Origin of the sequence: Filobacillus milosensis, assembly GCF_004402015.1 — a bacterium.
In the GTDB taxonomy this organism is placed as follows: Bacteria; Bacillota; Bacilli; order Bacillales; family Alkalibacillaceae; genus Filobacillus; species Filobacillus milosensis.
Genome location: NZ_SOPW01000017.1, coordinates 26,388 through 42,226, shown reverse-complemented (window position 1 = coordinate 42,226; position 15,839 = coordinate 26,388). Strand labels below are relative to the sequence as shown.

Annotated in this window: 14 protein-coding genes; 12 read left to right on the top strand and 2 right to left on the bottom strand. The window is 37.6% G+C overall.

The genetic code is table 11. From position 1 onward, the window contains the following. Nucleotides 1-11: 11 nt before the first annotated feature. From gatA to rlmD (E3U55_RS13785), 5 genes are all read left to right on the top strand, one after another. A complete protein-coding gene (gatA, locus tag E3U55_RS13805) occupies nt 12-1,487 on the top strand; it encodes an Asp-tRNA(Asn)/Glu-tRNA(Gln) amidotransferase subunit GatA (protein ID WP_134341069.1) in 1,476 nt (491 codons plus the stop codon). Beyond that, complete coding sequence (gene gatB / locus E3U55_RS13800) at nt 1,487-2,917, top strand: Asp-tRNA(Asn)/Glu-tRNA(Gln) amidotransferase subunit GatB (RefSeq protein ID WP_134341068.1); 1,431 nt, start codon at nt 1,487-1,489, stop codon at nt 2,915-2,917. Before gatA ends, gatB begins: the two co-directional genes overlap by 1 nt. A 26-nt stretch (nt 2,918-2,943) precedes the next feature. Then, on the top strand, nt 2,944-3,312 hold the full coding sequence (locus E3U55_RS13795) for a VOC family protein (protein ID WP_134341067.1): 369 nt from the start codon (nt 2,944-2,946) through the stop codon (nt 3,310-3,312). 77 nt (nt 3,313-3,389) lie between these two features. Then, a complete protein-coding gene (locus E3U55_RS13790; protein ID WP_134341066.1) occupies nt 3,390-4,301 on the top strand; it encodes a diacylglycerol kinase in 912 nt (303 codons plus the stop codon). 183 nt (nt 4,302-4,484) lie between these two features. After that, entirely contained in the window at nt 4,485-5,861 is a 1,377-nt protein-coding gene (gene rlmD, locus E3U55_RS13785) for a 23S rRNA (uracil(1939)-C(5))-methyltransferase RlmD (protein WP_134341065.1), read from the top strand. 80 nt (nt 5,862-5,941) lie between these two features. Here the strand turns inward: rlmD (E3U55_RS13785) and E3U55_RS13780 are convergent, their stop codons facing one another. Further along, a complete protein-coding gene (locus tag E3U55_RS13780; protein ID WP_134341064.1) occupies nt 5,942-7,999 on the bottom strand; it encodes a S9 family peptidase in 2,058 nt (685 codons plus the stop codon). Between the two features lie 175 nt (nt 8,000-8,174). Here E3U55_RS13780 and rlmD (E3U55_RS13775) point away from each other — a divergent pair, with 175 nt between their 5' ends. The 3 genes from rlmD (E3U55_RS13775) to E3U55_RS13765 all read left to right on the top strand — a co-directional run bounded on the left by rlmD (E3U55_RS13775) (nt 8,175) and on the right by E3U55_RS13765 (nt 10,968). After that, nucleotides 8,175-9,647: a 23S rRNA (uracil(1939)-C(5))-methyltransferase RlmD gene (gene rlmD / locus E3U55_RS13775; RefSeq protein WP_134341063.1), complete on the top strand. Its 1,473-nt coding sequence runs from the start codon at nt 8,175-8,177 to the stop codon at nt 9,645-9,647. Between the two features lie 28 nt (nt 9,648-9,675). Beyond that, complete coding sequence (locus E3U55_RS13770; RefSeq protein ID WP_134341062.1) at nt 9,676-10,215, top strand: GNAT family N-acetyltransferase; 540 nt, start codon at nt 9,676-9,678, stop codon at nt 10,213-10,215. 135 nt (nt 10,216-10,350) lie between these two features. Beyond that, on the top strand, nt 10,351-10,968 hold the full coding sequence (locus E3U55_RS13765; RefSeq protein WP_134341061.1) for a histidine phosphatase family protein: 618 nt from the start codon (nt 10,351-10,353) through the stop codon (nt 10,966-10,968). Here E3U55_RS13765 and E3U55_RS13760 read toward each other — a convergent pair. Continuing rightward, nucleotides 10,965-11,687, bottom strand: a complete 723-nt coding sequence (locus E3U55_RS13760) for a hypothetical protein (RefSeq protein WP_134341060.1) — start codon at nt 11,685-11,687, stop codon at nt 10,965-10,967. The two genes, E3U55_RS13765 and E3U55_RS13760, sit on opposite strands and share 4 nt — an antisense overlap. 163 nt (nt 11,688-11,850) lie before the next feature. Between E3U55_RS13760 and E3U55_RS13755 the strand changes: the two genes are divergently transcribed. The 4 genes from E3U55_RS13755 (at nt 11,851) to E3U55_RS13740 (ending at nt 15,628) form a co-directional block, all read left to right on the top strand. After that, complete coding sequence (locus E3U55_RS13755) at nt 11,851-12,435, top strand: hypothetical protein (RefSeq protein WP_134341059.1); 585 nt, start codon at nt 11,851-11,853, stop codon at nt 12,433-12,435. Nucleotides 12,436-12,569: 134 nt separating this feature from the next. Continuing rightward, on the top strand, nt 12,570-13,022 hold the full coding sequence (locus tag E3U55_RS13750; RefSeq protein ID WP_134341058.1) for an 8-oxo-dGTP diphosphatase: 453 nt from the start codon (nt 12,570-12,572) through the stop codon (nt 13,020-13,022). Nucleotides 13,023-13,354: 332 nt separating this feature from the next. Further along, nucleotides 13,355-14,863, top strand: coding sequence for a sodium/proline symporter PutP (gene putP / locus E3U55_RS13745; RefSeq protein WP_134341057.1), 1,509 nt, complete (start codon nt 13,355-13,357; stop codon nt 14,861-14,863). A 183-nt stretch (nt 14,864-15,046) separates the two neighbouring features. Further along, nucleotides 15,047-15,628: a cupin domain-containing protein gene (locus tag E3U55_RS13740; protein ID WP_134341056.1), complete on the top strand. Its 582-nt coding sequence runs from the start codon at nt 15,047-15,049 to the stop codon at nt 15,626-15,628. Nucleotides 15,629-15,839 lie beyond the last annotated feature (211 nt).

The window sequence follows — 15,839 nt, the reverse complement described above, 5'->3', positions numbered from 1 at the left end:
GGTATATTAGGATGTCGTTATTTGACCATACAATTAAAGAGTTACAAGACAAATTAAATAATAAAGAAATAACAGTTACAGATTTAGTTAAAGAAACATATAAACAAATACGTGAAACAGATGATAAAGTTCAAGCGTTTTTAACATTAAATGAAGAGGATGCATTAGCAAATGCTAAGGCTCTAGATGAACAGGGTATAGATGCAGATCAATTCCCGATGTTCGGAATGCCGATTGGGATTAAAGATAATATCGTTACAAAAGGTTTACGTACGACTTGCGCGAGTCAAATCCTATCAAATCTAGACGACCCGTTATACGATGCAACGGTTGTAACAAAGTTAAAAGATGCTAAAGCGATTAACATAGGTAAATTAAACATGGATGAATTCGCGATGGGGTCTTCAAATGAGAACTCAAGTATGCAAAAAACACGAAACCCATGGAATACTGATTATGTTCCAGGTGGTTCAAGTGGTGGTTCTGCTGCAAGTGTTGCTGCTGGTCAAGTTCCTTTTGCGTTAGGCTCTGATACAGGTGGGTCAGTACGTCAGCCAGCTTCTTATTGCGGTGTAGTTGGAATGAAACCTACATATGGACGCGTGTCGCGTTTTGGATTAGTTGCATTCGCGTCATCATTAGATCAAATAGGGCCAATTACAAAAACAGTAGAAGATAACGCAAGAATCCTGGAAGTCATTGCTGGGCAAGACAAGATGGATTCAACTAGTGCGAATTTAGATGTGCCTAAATATACAGAAGCTCTAACGAATGATGTTAAAGGGTTGAAAATTGGAGTACCGAAAGAATACTTCGTTGAAGGTGTTGACGAAGCGGTACAGGATAGCATCCGAGAAGCATTAAAAGTACTTGAAGCTCAAGGTGCAGAGTGGGAAGAAGTGTCACTACCTCATTCGAATTATGCAGTTGCATCATATTACATGATTGCTTCATCAGAGGCATCTGCCAACCTAGCTCGTTTTGATGGTGTTCGTTACGGAAAACGTTCTGAAAACGCCAATGACATGATGGAAATGTTTAAAATGTCGCGTAGTGAAGGATTTGGTGATGAGGTTAAACGTCGTATTATGTTAGGGACATTCGCGTTAAGCTCAGGTTACTACGATGCTTATTATAAAAAAGCTCAACAAGTTCGTACATTAATTAAACAGGACTTTGAGAAAATTTTTGAAAAGTATGATGTTGTTATCGGACCAACTGCACCAACGACGGCGTTTAAAATTGGTGAAAAAATTGATGATCCATTAACGATGTATGCCAATGACCTTATGACGATTCCAGTTAACTTAGCGGGTGTACCTGCCATTTCAGTTCCATGCGGTTTCCATCCATCGAATAAAATGCCATTTGGTCTGCAAATCATCGGTAAGCACTTCGATGAAAGCACAGTTTATCGAGTGGCACATACTTATGAACAGGCAGCCGGTTACTATAAAGAAAAACCACAGCTTGGAGGTGCCAAGTAATGAATTTCGAAACAATTATCGGATTAGAAGTCCACGTCGAATTAAAAACAAAATCTAAAATATTCAGTCCAAGTCCAAACGCATTTGGTGATGAGCCCAACTCAAATGTGAACCCAATCGACCTTGGATATCCAGGTGTTTTACCGGTTTTAAATGAAGAAGCGGTTAACTACGCGATGCGTGCAGCTATGGCATTAAACTGTGAGATTGCTACAGATACGAAGTTTGACCGTAAAAACTATTTCTATCCAGATAACCCGAAAGCTTATCAGATTTCTCAATTTGACAAGCCAATCGGAGAAAATGGATATATCGATATTGAAGTCAATGGTGAAACGAAACGAATCGGAATTACTCGTCTTCATTTAGAAGAAGATGCAGGTAAATTAACACATGGTGACGATGGTTATTCATTAGTTGACTACAACCGTCAAGGCACACCATTAATTGAAATTGTATCTGAGCCAGACATGCGTACACCTGAAGAAGCATATGCTTACTTAGAAAAACTGCGTAATATTATTCAGTTCACAGGTGTATCGGATGTAAAAATGCAGGAAGGTTCACTTCGTTGTGATGCCAACATTTCGTTACGTCCAATCGGTCAGGACGAATTTGGTGTTAAAACAGAACTGAAAAACTTAAACTCATTTAACTTCGTGCGTCAAGGACTTGAGTTTGAAGAAACACGTCAAGAAAAGGTCCTTCGTCAAGGCGGGGAAATTTTACAAGAAACAAGACGTTATGATGAAAAAACTAAAGAAACAATCTTAATGCGAGTGAAGGAAGGTTCTGATGACTATCGTTACTTCCCAGAACCAGATCTCGTACCGCTTTATATTGATGATGATTGGAAGGAACGCGTACGTCAGTCCATTCCTGAATTACCTGATGCGCGTCGTAAACGTTATATTGAAGATTTAGGTTTAGATGAATACGATGCAATGGTTTTAACTAACTCAAAAGAAATGTCTGATTTCTTCGAAGAGACCATCGATCAGGGTGCGGATCCGAAATTAGCAACGAACTGGCTAATGGGTGACATCTCAGGTCATATGAATAAACAACAGGTTGAGTTAAATGACTTGCCGTTAACACCAGAAAGCATAGCTAAAATGATTAAATTAATCGAAGAAGGAACGCTATCTTCTAAACTAGCTAAGAAAGTTATCACAGAGCTTCTTAAAAACGGTGGAGATCCTGAAAAGATTGTTAAAGAAAAAGGACTTGTTCAAATTTCAGATGAAAGCCAGTTACGTGAAATTATCACAGAAGTGCTGAATGAAAACGAGCAATCAATTGTTGACTATAAAAACGGTAAAGACCGTGCCCTCGGTTTCTTAGTTGGTCAAGTTATGAAAAAAACAAAAGGGCAAGCTAACCCACCAATGGTTAACAAAATTTTAATCGAAGAAATGGATAAGAGATAAGTTTTAATCGAGAGGAGATGCTGGGGATGGCATTTACATTTAAACAAATTGATCATGTTCAATTAGCAGCACCACGAGGTTCAGAAGATGAAGCTAGAAATTTCTTTATGAACGGTTTAGGTTTTACAGAAGCTGAGAAGCCTGAAGCATTAAAGAAAAATGGTGGTGTGTGGTTCGAAATAGGTGACATCCAAGTTCATGTAGGCATCGAAGACCCATTTACACCAGCTCGAAAAGCTCATCCCGCTTTAGAAATTAATGGACTAAATGAGTTGATGAAACATCTTGATGACCAGCAGATTGAGTATAAGAAAGACGATAAACTACCTGGTGCTGAGCGCATCTATGTTCATGATCCATTTGGAAACCGAATTGAAATTTTGGAATGGGTATAAAATCATCTTCCATTTATTCACAAAGAGGAGTATGCTTGTATTAGCTATAGGCAAAATTGAACTGAAGGTGAAACATAATGAAACGTGCTCGTTTAATATATAACCCAACATCGGGAAGAGAGGCAATGAAAAAAGCTCTCCCGGCTGTTTTAGAAAGCTTAGAATTAGCAGGTTTTGAAGCGTCTGCTCATGCCACAACTGGAGATGGTTGCGCAAGGGATGCAGCCATTTTAGCTTGTGAGAGAGAGCATGATATCATCATCGCAGCAGGTGGGGATGGTACAGTCAATGAAGTCGTAGATGGAATGGCTCGTATGCAATATCGCCCGAAACTTGGTATTTTACCAATGGGAACGACGAATGATTTTGCTCGTGCGATTCGTGTACCACGTGACCCACGAAAAGCGATGGATATCATTCTTGAAGGTTATACAAAAAAGCTGGATATCGGGAAAGTGAATAACCATCATTTTATGAACATTGCAGGTGGAGGTAAGCTAACCGAATTGACTTATGAAGTGCCAAGCAAGTTAAAAACTGTGCTTGGACAATTAGCTTATTACTTAAAAGGGATCGAGATGCTTCCTTCCCTTCGACCAACAAAAGTACGTATTGAGTACGATGACCAAGTGGTCGAAGAAGAAATCATGCTATTTCTAGTGTCTAACTCTAATTCAGTAGGTGGTTTTGAAAAACTAGCCCCACATGCAACGATGGATGATGGTTATTTTGATTTAATGATTTTGAAAAAAATCAATTTGGCGGAATTCGTGTTATTAGCCAATAAAGCGGTTCGTGGCCACCATATTTTAGATGATCATATCATTTATGCGCATGCTAATGAGATTAATGTCATCCCAGAAGAGACGATGCAACTGAATTTAGATGGTGAATACGGGGGAACATTGCCAGGTAAATTTGAAGTCTTGCATAAACATATCGAATTTTTCTTACCTAAAGAAGAAGTGAAGGGGAAGGGGTCTATTTAATAGGCCTCTTCTTTCTATTTCCCCATAAAAATCAGAAATTCCCCATATATTTTTTAAATTCCCCATAAAATAAAAAAATTCCCCATATATTCTCGAAAATCCCCATAAATGCACTTCTCACTTTATTTAATGCCTTACAATCACTTATAATGTTAGAAGAACTTAGAAGAAGGACGGATTAGTATGTCAAAAAACGCTGCACCAGTGAAGAAAAATGAATACATAGATTTGGAGTTTGTCGACCTCACACATGAAGGAAATGGTGTAGGGAAAATAGATGGTTATCCAGTATTTGTTCCATACGGTTTACCAGGTGAAAAAGCAAAAGTAAAAATCGTAAAAGTTAAAAAGAATATAGCCTTTGGTAAATTAATCGAATTAATCGAACCTAGTGAAGATCGTGTGGAACCACCATGCGAAGTGTTTTATCAATGTGGAGGCTGTCAAATTCAGCACATGAGCTATGAACGTCAGCTTAAAATGAAACAAAAACAGGTGCAAGATGTGATGCATAAAATCGCTCACATGCCTGATGTTCCTGTTCGCCCAACCATTGGGATGGAAGAACCGTGGAGTTATCGAAATAAGGTCCAAATTCCGGTTGGTGAACGTAACGGGAAGATCTTAACAGGTTTTTATCAAAAGAAAAGCCATAACATTATCGATATGGATACTTGCCCGGTACAGAATGAAGCTAATGATCATATTGTTCGTGAAATGCGGGGGATTATTGAGGACCTCGGTATTGAACCATATGATGAACAATCACATAGAGGTGTAATTCGTCATATTGTTTCCCGGACAGGGTACCACACAGGTGAAATTATGGTGGTTTTAGTGACACGAACTAAAGATATTCCTAACAAAAACAAGCTCGTTGAACGCATACGAGAGCTTGATTCGAACATTAAAGGAATCATCCATAATGTGAACCCTAAACAGACAAATGTAATTATGGGACGGGATTCAAAAACGTTATGGAGCAAAGACGTCATTTTTGATAAAATTGGTGAGTTAGAATTTGCGATATCTGCTCATTCGTTTTATCAGGTGAACCCTGAGCAAACGGAAAAATTGTATGAGCAGGCTTTAAAATATGCCCACCTAACAGGGAATGAAACGGTGATCGATGCCTATTGTGGGATTGGAAGCATCTCGTTGTTTCTTGCTCAACATGCGAAAAAAGTGTATGGAGTTGAAGTTGTACCACAAGCCGTTGATGATGCGAAGGACAATGCGAAACGTAACCATATCGATAATGCTGAATTCTTTGTTGGTGAAGCAGAAAAAGTTATGCCTTGGTGGAAATCTCAAGGCTTAAGACCTGATGTTATCGTAGTCGACCCACCGCGAAAAGGGTGCGATGAAGAATTATTAAAAGCGATGATTGATATGAAACCTGAACGGATTGTATATGTGTCTTGTAATCCATCCACACTAGCTCGTGACATCAAAATATTAGCGGGTGGTGGCTATGAAGCGAAACAAATTCAGCCAGTAGATATGTTTCCGCAAAGTAACCATATTGAGAGCGTGACGGAGCTTGTGTTGAAAAAATAAATAATTGAAAAATTAAATCCGTACTATGATAATCAGTGTTGAATCATAGTACGGATTTTTTAAAATTATTTGTTTTAAGATTATTTTTGTTCTATAGCCACACCAATTTTATCAAGAATGAATGCATAACATTCTGCGCCTTCTTTCAAGTGGTTGAAACGGCCTGAGGCACCGAAATGTCCTGCACCCATATTTGTTTTAAGCACGAGGATGTTATGGTCGGTTTTCATGGATCTTAATCGTGCAACCCACTTGGCAGGTTCCCAAAAAGCTACTCGAGGGTCGTTCAGACCAGTTGTAATATATAGATGTGGATACTCTTTCTCTTCAACATTATCGTAAGGGCTATATGACTTCATATAAAAATAGTCTTCCTGCTTCCGTGGGTCACCCCATTCATCCCATTCCAAGGTGGTCAGCGGAATCGATTCGTCCAGCATGGTCGTAACAACATCGACGAAAGGTACCTCGGGAACAATAACCTGAAATAGCTCTCCAGCCATATTAGCCACTGCACCTACAAGCAATCCTCCTGCACTACCACCACGGGCTGCCATCTTGCTTGGCATCGTGTAGTTATGCTCAATTAAATATTTAGCCGCAGCAATGAAATCAGTGAAGGTGTTACGTTTATTCTGCATTTTTCCATCTTCATACCAATTTCGTCCCATTTCAGAGCCGCCTCGTACTTGTGCTGTGACAAACACAATTCCTTGGTCTAAAAGAGATAGGCGATAAGGGTTAAAATGCGGGTCACTGTTGGCCCCATACGATCCATATCCATAAAGAATTAGTGGAGCAGGTCCAGATTTTAATGCTCCTTCACGGTAGACAACAGTCATTGGAACATTGACTCCATCTTCGGCTTCAGCCCATAATTGTTCTTGTCGATAGCACGTTGAATCGTAATCTCCACTAACAGGAGCAACTTGTAACGAGCGCTTTTCACCAGTCAACAAATTTAATCCGTATGTTGTTTTTGGAGTGATATGGGACTCATATTCAAGTAATACTTCATTTGTTTCATAACTTTGATGAGATACTATGGAAACAGTATAGAAAGGTTCATCCCATTTAATTTTCTCTAATTCATCATCACGTAGAACCCAAATTTGAGTCATCCCGTTTTCACGGCCAAAAATAAGTAACTTATCTCGGAAAGGGTACATGGCTTGAAGATAACGGTCTGAGTTATTCTCTATCATCTTCTCTCGTGAATCAAGATCATCAAGTGGACAACGAAGTAACTGAAAGTTCATCGCTCCCTCATTGGTCAGTATGAGTAGGTCGTCACCCCATTGCTCAACATCATATTCTATTCCATCTCGCCGTTCATCTACCAGTTTTATAGAGGATAACGGAGAATCAGCATGGATTAAACGAATCTCGCTAGTCGTTTTCGATCTTGAATCGACAATGATATATTTACCGCTTAATGATTTAGTCATGAACAAGGTAAACGTTGTGTCTTTTTCTTCATAGATGAGTTCATCACTACTTTTATCACTTCCTAAACGGTGTCGCCATAATCGGTACGGGCGTTGTTGATCGTCTACCGTGATATAAAAAATATACTCACCACAGCTGCTCCATTCCAAACTACCAAACAAATAGATATTCGGAATGCAATCTGCTAGAAGCTCACCAGTTTCCATATTTTTTATGTAGAGGGTAAATCGATCAGAACCATCTCGATTCTCTAAATAAGCAAAAAGTTTGTGATCGTTACTTATTCTCTGTACCGTCACATTTAAATACTCTTCATCTATGGCTAAATCATTTAAATCAAGCACGACTTCCTCTGTTGCTTCTGATAAGTCTTCGCGACTTTTAGCAAGCTTACGTGCATATATTGGGTACTGTTTGTCTTTATCCAGACGTGAATAATAGAAGAATGGGCCATGTTGAACTGGTACATTCTCTTCTGATTCTGGAACACGGTCGACCATACTTTCATAAATCTGTTCAGTTTGTTCCTCTAACGGATGCATGGTTTCTTCATAATAGCGATTCTCTTCCTTTAGATAATTTATGACTTCCGGATTGGAACGATCCCTCAGCCAATAATAGTCATCTTCGCGCACATCGCCATGTAATTTATGAGGATGTGGGATTCTTTTTGCTATAGGTGGTTTCATCAAATTCTCCTTTCATATACGTATTGTTTTCGCGTTATGATTCGAAAATTCCTTTCTCTACTTGTCACTACCCCTTATATTTATTTAAGTGAGTGTTACATTAATACATTTTACTGCCAGCTCCGGGTAGTTTATAATGGAGTGTCAAAGTATAAGAAAAGTTAGGTAGTGTCTTATGACGAAAAGAAAGAATAAAGGATATAAAAAGTCCGGAAATAAACGAAATAATCCTGAAAAACAGAATAACAAACAACACTCGCCACAGGGGAAATCTAAAGGAAGCCCTAAAACAACAAATAAGCCTCCACGTGGTCGTAAAGGTATAATTGCAGAAGTAACCTGCACAGGCCTTACGAAAGAGGGAAAAGGTGTTTTTCAGTGGGAAGGTAAAGAGCTTTCCGTAGAGAACTTGTTGCCTGGTGAAACAGCTGAAGTGATTATTTCTCAAAAAGGACGTTTTACTAACGCTGAGTTGAAACGTGTGATTAAAACCTCAGAAGACCGTGTTATTTCACCATCCAAGTATTATTACGAACGAGGCGGTTGTCAGATTCATCACATGAGTTATGAGGCGCAAACACGTTTTAAGCAGCATACCATTGACCAATTAATGGACCCATTTGGAAAACCGGATTCCATCATAACTATGGATCACCCTTATGGTTATCGGAATAAAAATACGATGACATTCGGTATGAATAAAAAGAAGCAGATCATTAGCGGACTATATGCCCCGAATACGCATCGAATAATACCAATGGATGGGTCCATGATTCACGACCCTAAAGCGGACGAAATTATACAAACTATAAAGGGTATGATGAAGTCCTTTAAAATGCAGCCATACAATGAAGATACAGAACGAGGGTTCTTAAGACATGTACTAGTAAGGGTAGGCAAGAACAGTGGAGAGATTATGGTGGTCTTAGTAGCGGCATCTCCTATGTTCAAGGGTAAGAATAATTTTATTAAAGCATTAAAAAAAGAACATCCGGAAATTACGACGATAATTTTAAACATCAATAATAGAAGTGACAGCATGGTGCTTGGAGACCAGGAGAAAGTGCTCTTCGGCAAGGGTACGATCACAGACACGCTCTGTGGATTAGAGTTCGAAATCTCCTCAAAATCCTTTTATCAGATCAATCCGGTTCAGACAGAGAAGCTTTACTCAGAAGCAATTAAAATGGCAGAGTTAACTGGAAATGAAACGGTAATTGATGCATATTGTGGGATTGGTACGATTGGTTTAGTTGCAAGCCAGAAAGCTGGAAAAGTTATTGGCGTGGAGCTTAATAAAGGTGCAGTTCGAGATGCCATTCGAAATTCTAAGCGAAACGGCGTGAAAAATGCACGATTCTATCAAGGTGACGCCGGAGAGTTCATGGTACAAATGGCTGCCCGAGGTGAAAAAGCAGATGTAGTCATTTTGGATCCACCCAGAAGCGGTAGCGATGAAGCCTTTTTATCAAGTATTGTTAAACTAAAGCCGAAACGCGTGGTGTATGTGTCCTGTAACCCAGAGACACAGGCGCGTGATATGAAGTATTTAGTGAAGAACGGATATAAGGTTAAAGAGATTCAACCAGTGGATATGTTTCCGCAAACGGTGCACGTGGAAAGCGTCGCAAAGCTTGTGTTGAAATGACTTTTCTTAAATGATAAGGGGGGACGGTATGAAAATTGACACATTAATATCTACAGATAGGTTGTTATTAAGAAAACTTTCTCCTTCAGATGCGGAAGATTATTTTCAATATCGTTCACAGCCAGAAATTTATCAATTTCAATCTTTTCACCCAACATCAATCAATGATGTAAGGAAGTTCATTTTGAGTAACTGTGTTGAATTTAATAGGACTAATACATGGTATCAAGTTGCTGTTTGTTTAAAAGATAGTGGTATTCTTATTGGGGATATTGGCATACACTTTGTAGATGATGATCAAATTGAAATTGGTTATACAATTGCGCCAACTGAACAACAAAAGGGTTATGCTACAGAATCGCTTCGAGCTATGATTTCTTATTTGTTCAAGAATTTAAAAAAACATCGCATTACTGCATCGGTTGACCCTAATAATATTAATTCAATAAAGCTACTGAACAAGTTAGGGATGAGAAAAGAAGCTCATTTTGTTCAGAGTATAAATCTAAAAGGTTATTGGGAAGATGATTGTATTTATGCCATTCTAAAAGATGAATGGGATAATTGAATCTTTTTAACAATAAAACGTTTAAAAAGCACTTTCAGCTAATATTACTGAAAGTGCTTTTTCATTTTGTTGAAAATATTGGGATTAATATATGGTAAAATATACTAAAAGTGAATTTTTTTGGGGGAGAAAACATTGCAAATAATAGTTATTAGACATGGTCAATCTGAAGCGGATATTACAGGAGTGCATGAAGGAAGGGCTGACTTCCCGTTAACTTCACTGGGGACAGAGCAAGCAAGAAGTATGGCCCATTACCTCGCTGAACAACTTCCACCAGAATTAATCTTAACAAGTCCATTAAAGAGAGCTAAAAAAACTGCTGAAATACTTCAAGAACAAATAGGTTGTGAGTTAATCGAAGAAAGTGACTTAATGGAGTGGAACAATGGCGTTCTCGCAGGGATATCTAAAGGAGAAGCGGCAGTAAAGTACCCTTTACCAGAGGGTGGAAGACCATATCATGTCCCCATTGAAAAAGGTGAATCTGAATTATATTTACGTTTTAGAGCGGAAAGGGTCTTTCATAACATAATCACTAATCACAAAAATCTAGAGCGTGTTGCAGTTGTGTCACATGGTGGTCTAATCTCTAACTTTATAAAGGCATTTATAAAACAGCCTAATGATGATCAAACTATATTTCCTACTGGCGATACGGGTATTCATTTACTTGAAGCTAATGATGAGTCAAGAATAGTGCGATTTTTAAATAATCAAAGACACCTCAAGAATAAACACTTACAGATTTAATTGTTCCTTAAATTACTCAATGTGACTTTCTCTACTCTAAGCAGTAACGAAAACATTCTAATAAACCAGTCGAACTTGTCAGTTGAAGCTTCATATAAGTCTGAGTAGTGAGTAATGTGTGCGGCAACTTCCTGGTTGGTACTGGCTTCAAAAGTGTAAAATTCACAAAGTGGGAAGTATAGGGAATCACAAAATGGAAGTAGAAATCCAGCTGATATAGTCTTATTCGGAGGTGTATCGAAGGTTGGTAAAGGGTTGAAAACATCTAGAGGCTGGTGGGTATTCGTATCAATCATCACATAACCGTTTGCACCGAACTGTGATCCATTGAAATAAAAGCCTGGAACTATGTTATGCCATTCGTAAAGCCAGGATTTAAGAAGGGGCCATTTTTCAAAATAATCTCTGTGATGATTAATGAAATCTTGAATAATGTTTAGGTCTGGATCAATCTTCATTAAATTTAAGGTGCGCCACCAAAATAATATATGGTGTATGAGACTTTCATTTTCCTTAGTTAAGTCATGTTCTTGCATGAATTGGTTAAAGGCTTCTATAGCTGACTCATCATAAAGGTGTTCAAAGGCGAAATGCACAAACTTTAAATAAACATTTGCCAATAATTCATCTCGTAGTTCCATCGACATTGAATAATTGTGCCGGTATTTGAACGATTTATCACCGGGTTGAGTGAATTCTAAAATGTTTTCCCGTTTCATAAACATCATCTCCTGTTAAATAAATTTCAAGAAAAATATTTCGACGCTTTTAGCGAAAATCCTTCTGCAAAAATAAAATTTTTAACAAAAACTTTGGCATGAAACTTTTCGCAGAATCTATCGTCTGATAAGTTAAGGCAAATAAAAGTTAGGTTGGTTAATCATGAAAAAAATTTTCACTCTAGTCTACATGTTAACTTTCATATTTGTGTTTTCAGAGCAAGTTCATTTAGATGCAGCAATGGATCCCAAAGAAATAGAGGAAAGGAAAAATGAAGCACCTCTACAAATCATAGGTGATGTTAAAACTGACGTATTAGTTCAAGAGCGTGATAGGAGTTATCCAAGTCAATTAAGAAAAATGCAATTAGAAATCGAGCAAGTTATTAAAAAACCAAATCATTTTGAGAAGACTAAAGGTGATTCAATAAGTATTACATATTCTTACATACCATCCTGGGTTCAAATGGAAGGTGGTAAAAGAATGGATATAATGGTCGGAGATCGAATAGAAATTTGGTTAGAAAAACGTGAAAACGGCTGGAAATCTGCAGTTTGGGGGGATTCAGTTAACCACCTTAAGTATGTTGAACCAAGGGAGGAACATATTCCTGAACCTTTTAGTAAAAAAATAAATCACATAATCAACGAAAGTTTACCAACTTTGGTCATGGCAGTTTTAGGATTATTTTTGGGCGGAGTTTTGGTGTTAATTCGTCGGATAGCTACCATGCGTAAAGGTTATTAGTAAATCTTCGTTTTATAAGCAATTTGCTGAAATGCATTATGAATTATTAAAACTTAAAAGATAGATTGGATATGCCTACCAATTATTTGTTAAAATTTGAATAAATACATAAATAGAAAGTGAGATATTTTTATATGGGGAAAAGTGAGAAAGCTATTTTAACGAATATGTGCATGGTTTATGATGGAGATCATATTTTAGTTCAAGATCGAGTGAGTTCCAATTGGCCAGGGATTACGTTTCCTGGCGGGCATATTGAAAAAGAAGAATCATTCTCTGAATCAGTGATTAGAGAGGTTTATGAAGAGACTGGTTTAGTAATAAAACAGCCTCAACTTTGCGGCGTCAAACAATTTCAGACTAAAAATGATGAACGATATATCGTCTTTTTCTATAAATCGGAGCAATATGAAGGTGAATTGACGTCTTCAGATGAGGGTAATGTCTTTTGGATTCATAAGGAGCAATTGAAAGACTATTCATTAGCAAGTGATTTTGAACATATGTTCAAGGTTTTTGAGTCAGATTATTTAAGTGAATTCCATTACGACCGACGAGATGGAAACTGGAACATGAAACTATTATAGATCACATTTTTTCTTGGAAAGACTCAGTTCATTAACTGGGTCTTTTATTTTTATGAAAAAGCTTAAAAAACGATGTCGTCCTAACGATTAAAAGCGAAAATAGGACAATTATCATAATTCTTTTTTCACCGAATAAACTCTTTACAAGACAAGCAAAATTTGAATTGTCGGAATTTTAGTGTAAAATAAGAAAATAGCTTTTAAAAAAAAGGAGGAATTGAAATGGAAGAGTACAGTCTATCTTTTTGGACATGGTTTTGGCTTTTTGTGCCAATGTCATTAGTAGTTATTCTGTCATTAATTTCAATGTTGAAGGGGCGTGGAGATAAGTAATGGATACAGCTACTTTAGTTACGTTTATAGTTTACATAGTTGGTATGATTGCCCTAGGTCTTATAGGTTATAAGTTAACTACCAATCTATCAGATTACTTTCTTGGCGGACGAAAATTAGGTCCTGGTGTAGCGGCATTAAGTGCTGGTGCGTCTGACATGAGTAGTTGGCTACTTTTAGGACTACCAGGTGCGATTTATATCTCAGGTCTAGCTGAAGCTTGGATTGCCGTAGGTTTAACAATTGGTGCTTATTTAAACTGGCAATTTGTTGCTAAGCGTTTACGTGTTTACACAGAGGTTTCAAACAATGCGATTACTATTCCAGACTTTTTCGAGCAGCGTTTTAGAGACAACTCACGTTCATTACGTGTAGCGTCTGCAGCTGTTATTCTATTATTCTTTACATTCTATACTGCGTCTGGTCTTGTAGGTGGAGCGAAATTATTTAGTAGTAGTTTCGGATTATCTCCAAACAGTGCACTTATTATTGGTAGTATTGTAATTATTGGTTATACATTCCTTGGTGGTTTTATCGCCGTATCATGGACTGATTTTATTCAAGGTATTTTAATGTTTTTAGCACTTATTGTTTTACCGATCATCGCTGTTCAAAATGCTGGTGGTTGGAGTGAAGCGGTAAATGTCGTTGGTAATTTAACAGACGGAAAGAACCTTGAAATGATCCAGGGTGTTAGTACAATTGGAATTATTTCATCACTTGCATGGGGCTTAGGTTACTTTGGTCAACCACATATACTAGTAAGATTTATGGCTTTACGTACACCTAAAGATGTACCAAAAGCTCGTTTTATTGGTATGACTTGGATGGTCCTATCATTATTTGGTGCTGTATTTGTAGGTATCGCAGGTTATGCCTATCTTGCAACTGCTGATGTATCAGCTGAATTAGCTGAACGTGGAATTGAGATGTCAGGTGGAGTTTTAGCTGACCAAGAAACAGTATTCTTAGCATTAACACAGTTATTAACTCATCCTGTTGTTGCAGGTATTTTACTAGCAGCAATTCTAGCAGCGATTATGAGTACAATAGACTCTCAGTTACTAGTATCATCTTCAGCAGTAGCAGAAGACTTCTATAAAGGTTTCTTTAGAAAGAGTGCTTCAAATAAAGAATTGGTATGGGTAGCACGTATTTCAGTAGTCGTGATTGCTCTATTAGCTTTATTAATAGCTAAATTAAACGAGAGCTTAGTACTTGAGTTAGTAGCCTATGCTTGGGCAGGTTTTGGTGCATCATTCGGTCCAATCATTCTCCTGTCATTATTCTGGAAGCGTTTAACTCGTAATGGAGCACTATTTGGTATTATCACTGGTGCAGTTACTGTAGTGATTTGGGATATGTATGTACCTAGTGACTTATATGAAATCGTTCCAGGTTTTGCTTTAGCAGCGATCGTAGCGATTATTGTAAGTTTACTTGGTCGTGAGCCTTCAGCTGAAATTCAAGAAGAATTTGATAAAGCGCGTGAGGTTGCGAATTCATAGTCCAAATTAATAATTAATATAAAATAGTTCAATTGGAGAGCTTTTGCCTCCGGTTGAACTATTTTTTTGTTTAATGAGAAAAGAATCTATAGTTTTCCGCCCAATATTATTGTTACGACTTACACATAGTTAGGCCAATGCATAAGATAAAGTGAATTAATGGAAATGAAGGGAGAAGATCTTATGTATTATCATCCTTGGCGTCAAAACCAATGGGGAAGCCCAATGCAACAGCAATGGGGTTATAATAACTGGAACAATCATCAATGGGTTCAGCCGTATATGAATATGCCGAACAATAATGCCAATGCCGTAAAAGGTATTCAGGACTTTGGAGGGCAGCCATTTGTCATTGATATTAATAAAGCAACTGTACAAAATGACGAATTTCGAAGAGCAATATGGACTGGAGATTACTTACAAGTTACATTGATGAGTATAGGTGTAGGTGAAGATATTGGGTTGGAACAACATCCAGATACCGACCAATTTATTAGAATCGAGGAAGGTCAAGGTCTTGTGATGATGGGGGATAGTGAAAATCATTTAGATTTCCGTAAACCTGTATTTGATGATGATGCTATTATGATCCCTGCAGGTAAGTGGCATAACTTGATTAATACGGGACATCAACCTTTAAAACTTTACTCGATATATGGTCCCCCTGAACATCCTTTTGGAACTGTTCATCAAACAAAAGCTGATGCAATGGCAGCAGAAGAGCATCATAGTAACAAAAATGAGAGGGAGCTTCGTATTAAATAGAAGTTCGTATTAAGCTTATAAATGAAAATTTCTCTTCCACATGGCCGTGTCCAAAACTATTAACTCTAATATATTGATTATATAATCTATTAAAGAAAGGAAATGCCTTATGTGTGGCTTTTGTGGCAAGGGAGAAGAGTATAATTATTTTTTAAATCAGCTTCTTGGTTATCACAAATGCTGTTGTGGCGAATGTCATTGTAGGAAAAAA

What these genes read in the sequence shown, in the direction of transcription:
- rlmD (WP_134341065.1), top strand. Translation starts at nt 4,485, where the DNA reads ATGTCAAAAAACGCTGCACCAGTGAAGAAAAATGAATACATAGATTTG.
- E3U55_RS13795 (WP_134341067.1), top strand. Translation starts at nt 2,944, where the DNA reads ATGGCATTTACATTTAAACAAATTGATCATGTTCAATTAGCAGCACCA.
- gatB (WP_134341068.1), top strand. Translation starts at nt 1,487, where the DNA reads ATGAATTTCGAAACAATTATCGGATTAGAAGTCCACGTCGAATTAAAA.
- rlmD (WP_134341063.1), top strand. Translation starts at nt 8,175, where the DNA reads ATGACGAAAAGAAAGAATAAAGGATATAAAAAGTCCGGAAATAAACGA.
- putP (WP_134341057.1), top strand. Translation starts at nt 13,355, where the DNA reads ATGGATACAGCTACTTTAGTTACGTTTATAGTTTACATAGTTGGTATG.
- E3U55_RS13780 (WP_134341064.1), bottom strand. Translation starts at nt 7,999, where the DNA reads ATGAAACCACCTATAGCAAAAAGAATCCCACATCCTCATAAATTACAT.
- E3U55_RS13750 (WP_134341058.1), top strand. Translation starts at nt 12,570, where the DNA reads ATGGGGAAAAGTGAGAAAGCTATTTTAACGAATATGTGCATGGTTTAT.
- E3U55_RS13755 (WP_134341059.1), top strand. Translation starts at nt 11,851, where the DNA reads ATGAAAAAAATTTTCACTCTAGTCTACATGTTAACTTTCATATTTGTG.
- E3U55_RS13770 (WP_134341062.1), top strand. Translation starts at nt 9,676, where the DNA reads ATGAAAATTGACACATTAATATCTACAGATAGGTTGTTATTAAGAAAA.
- E3U55_RS13740 (WP_134341056.1), top strand. Translation starts at nt 15,047, where the DNA reads ATGTATTATCATCCTTGGCGTCAAAACCAATGGGGAAGCCCAATGCAA.
- E3U55_RS13760 (WP_134341060.1), bottom strand. Translation starts at nt 11,687, where the DNA reads ATGAAACGGGAAAACATTTTAGAATTCACTCAACCCGGTGATAAATCG.
- E3U55_RS13790 (WP_134341066.1), top strand. Translation starts at nt 3,390, where the DNA reads ATGAAACGTGCTCGTTTAATATATAACCCAACATCGGGAAGAGAGGCA.
- gatA (WP_134341069.1), top strand. Translation starts at nt 12, where the DNA reads ATGTCGTTATTTGACCATACAATTAAAGAGTTACAAGACAAATTAAAT.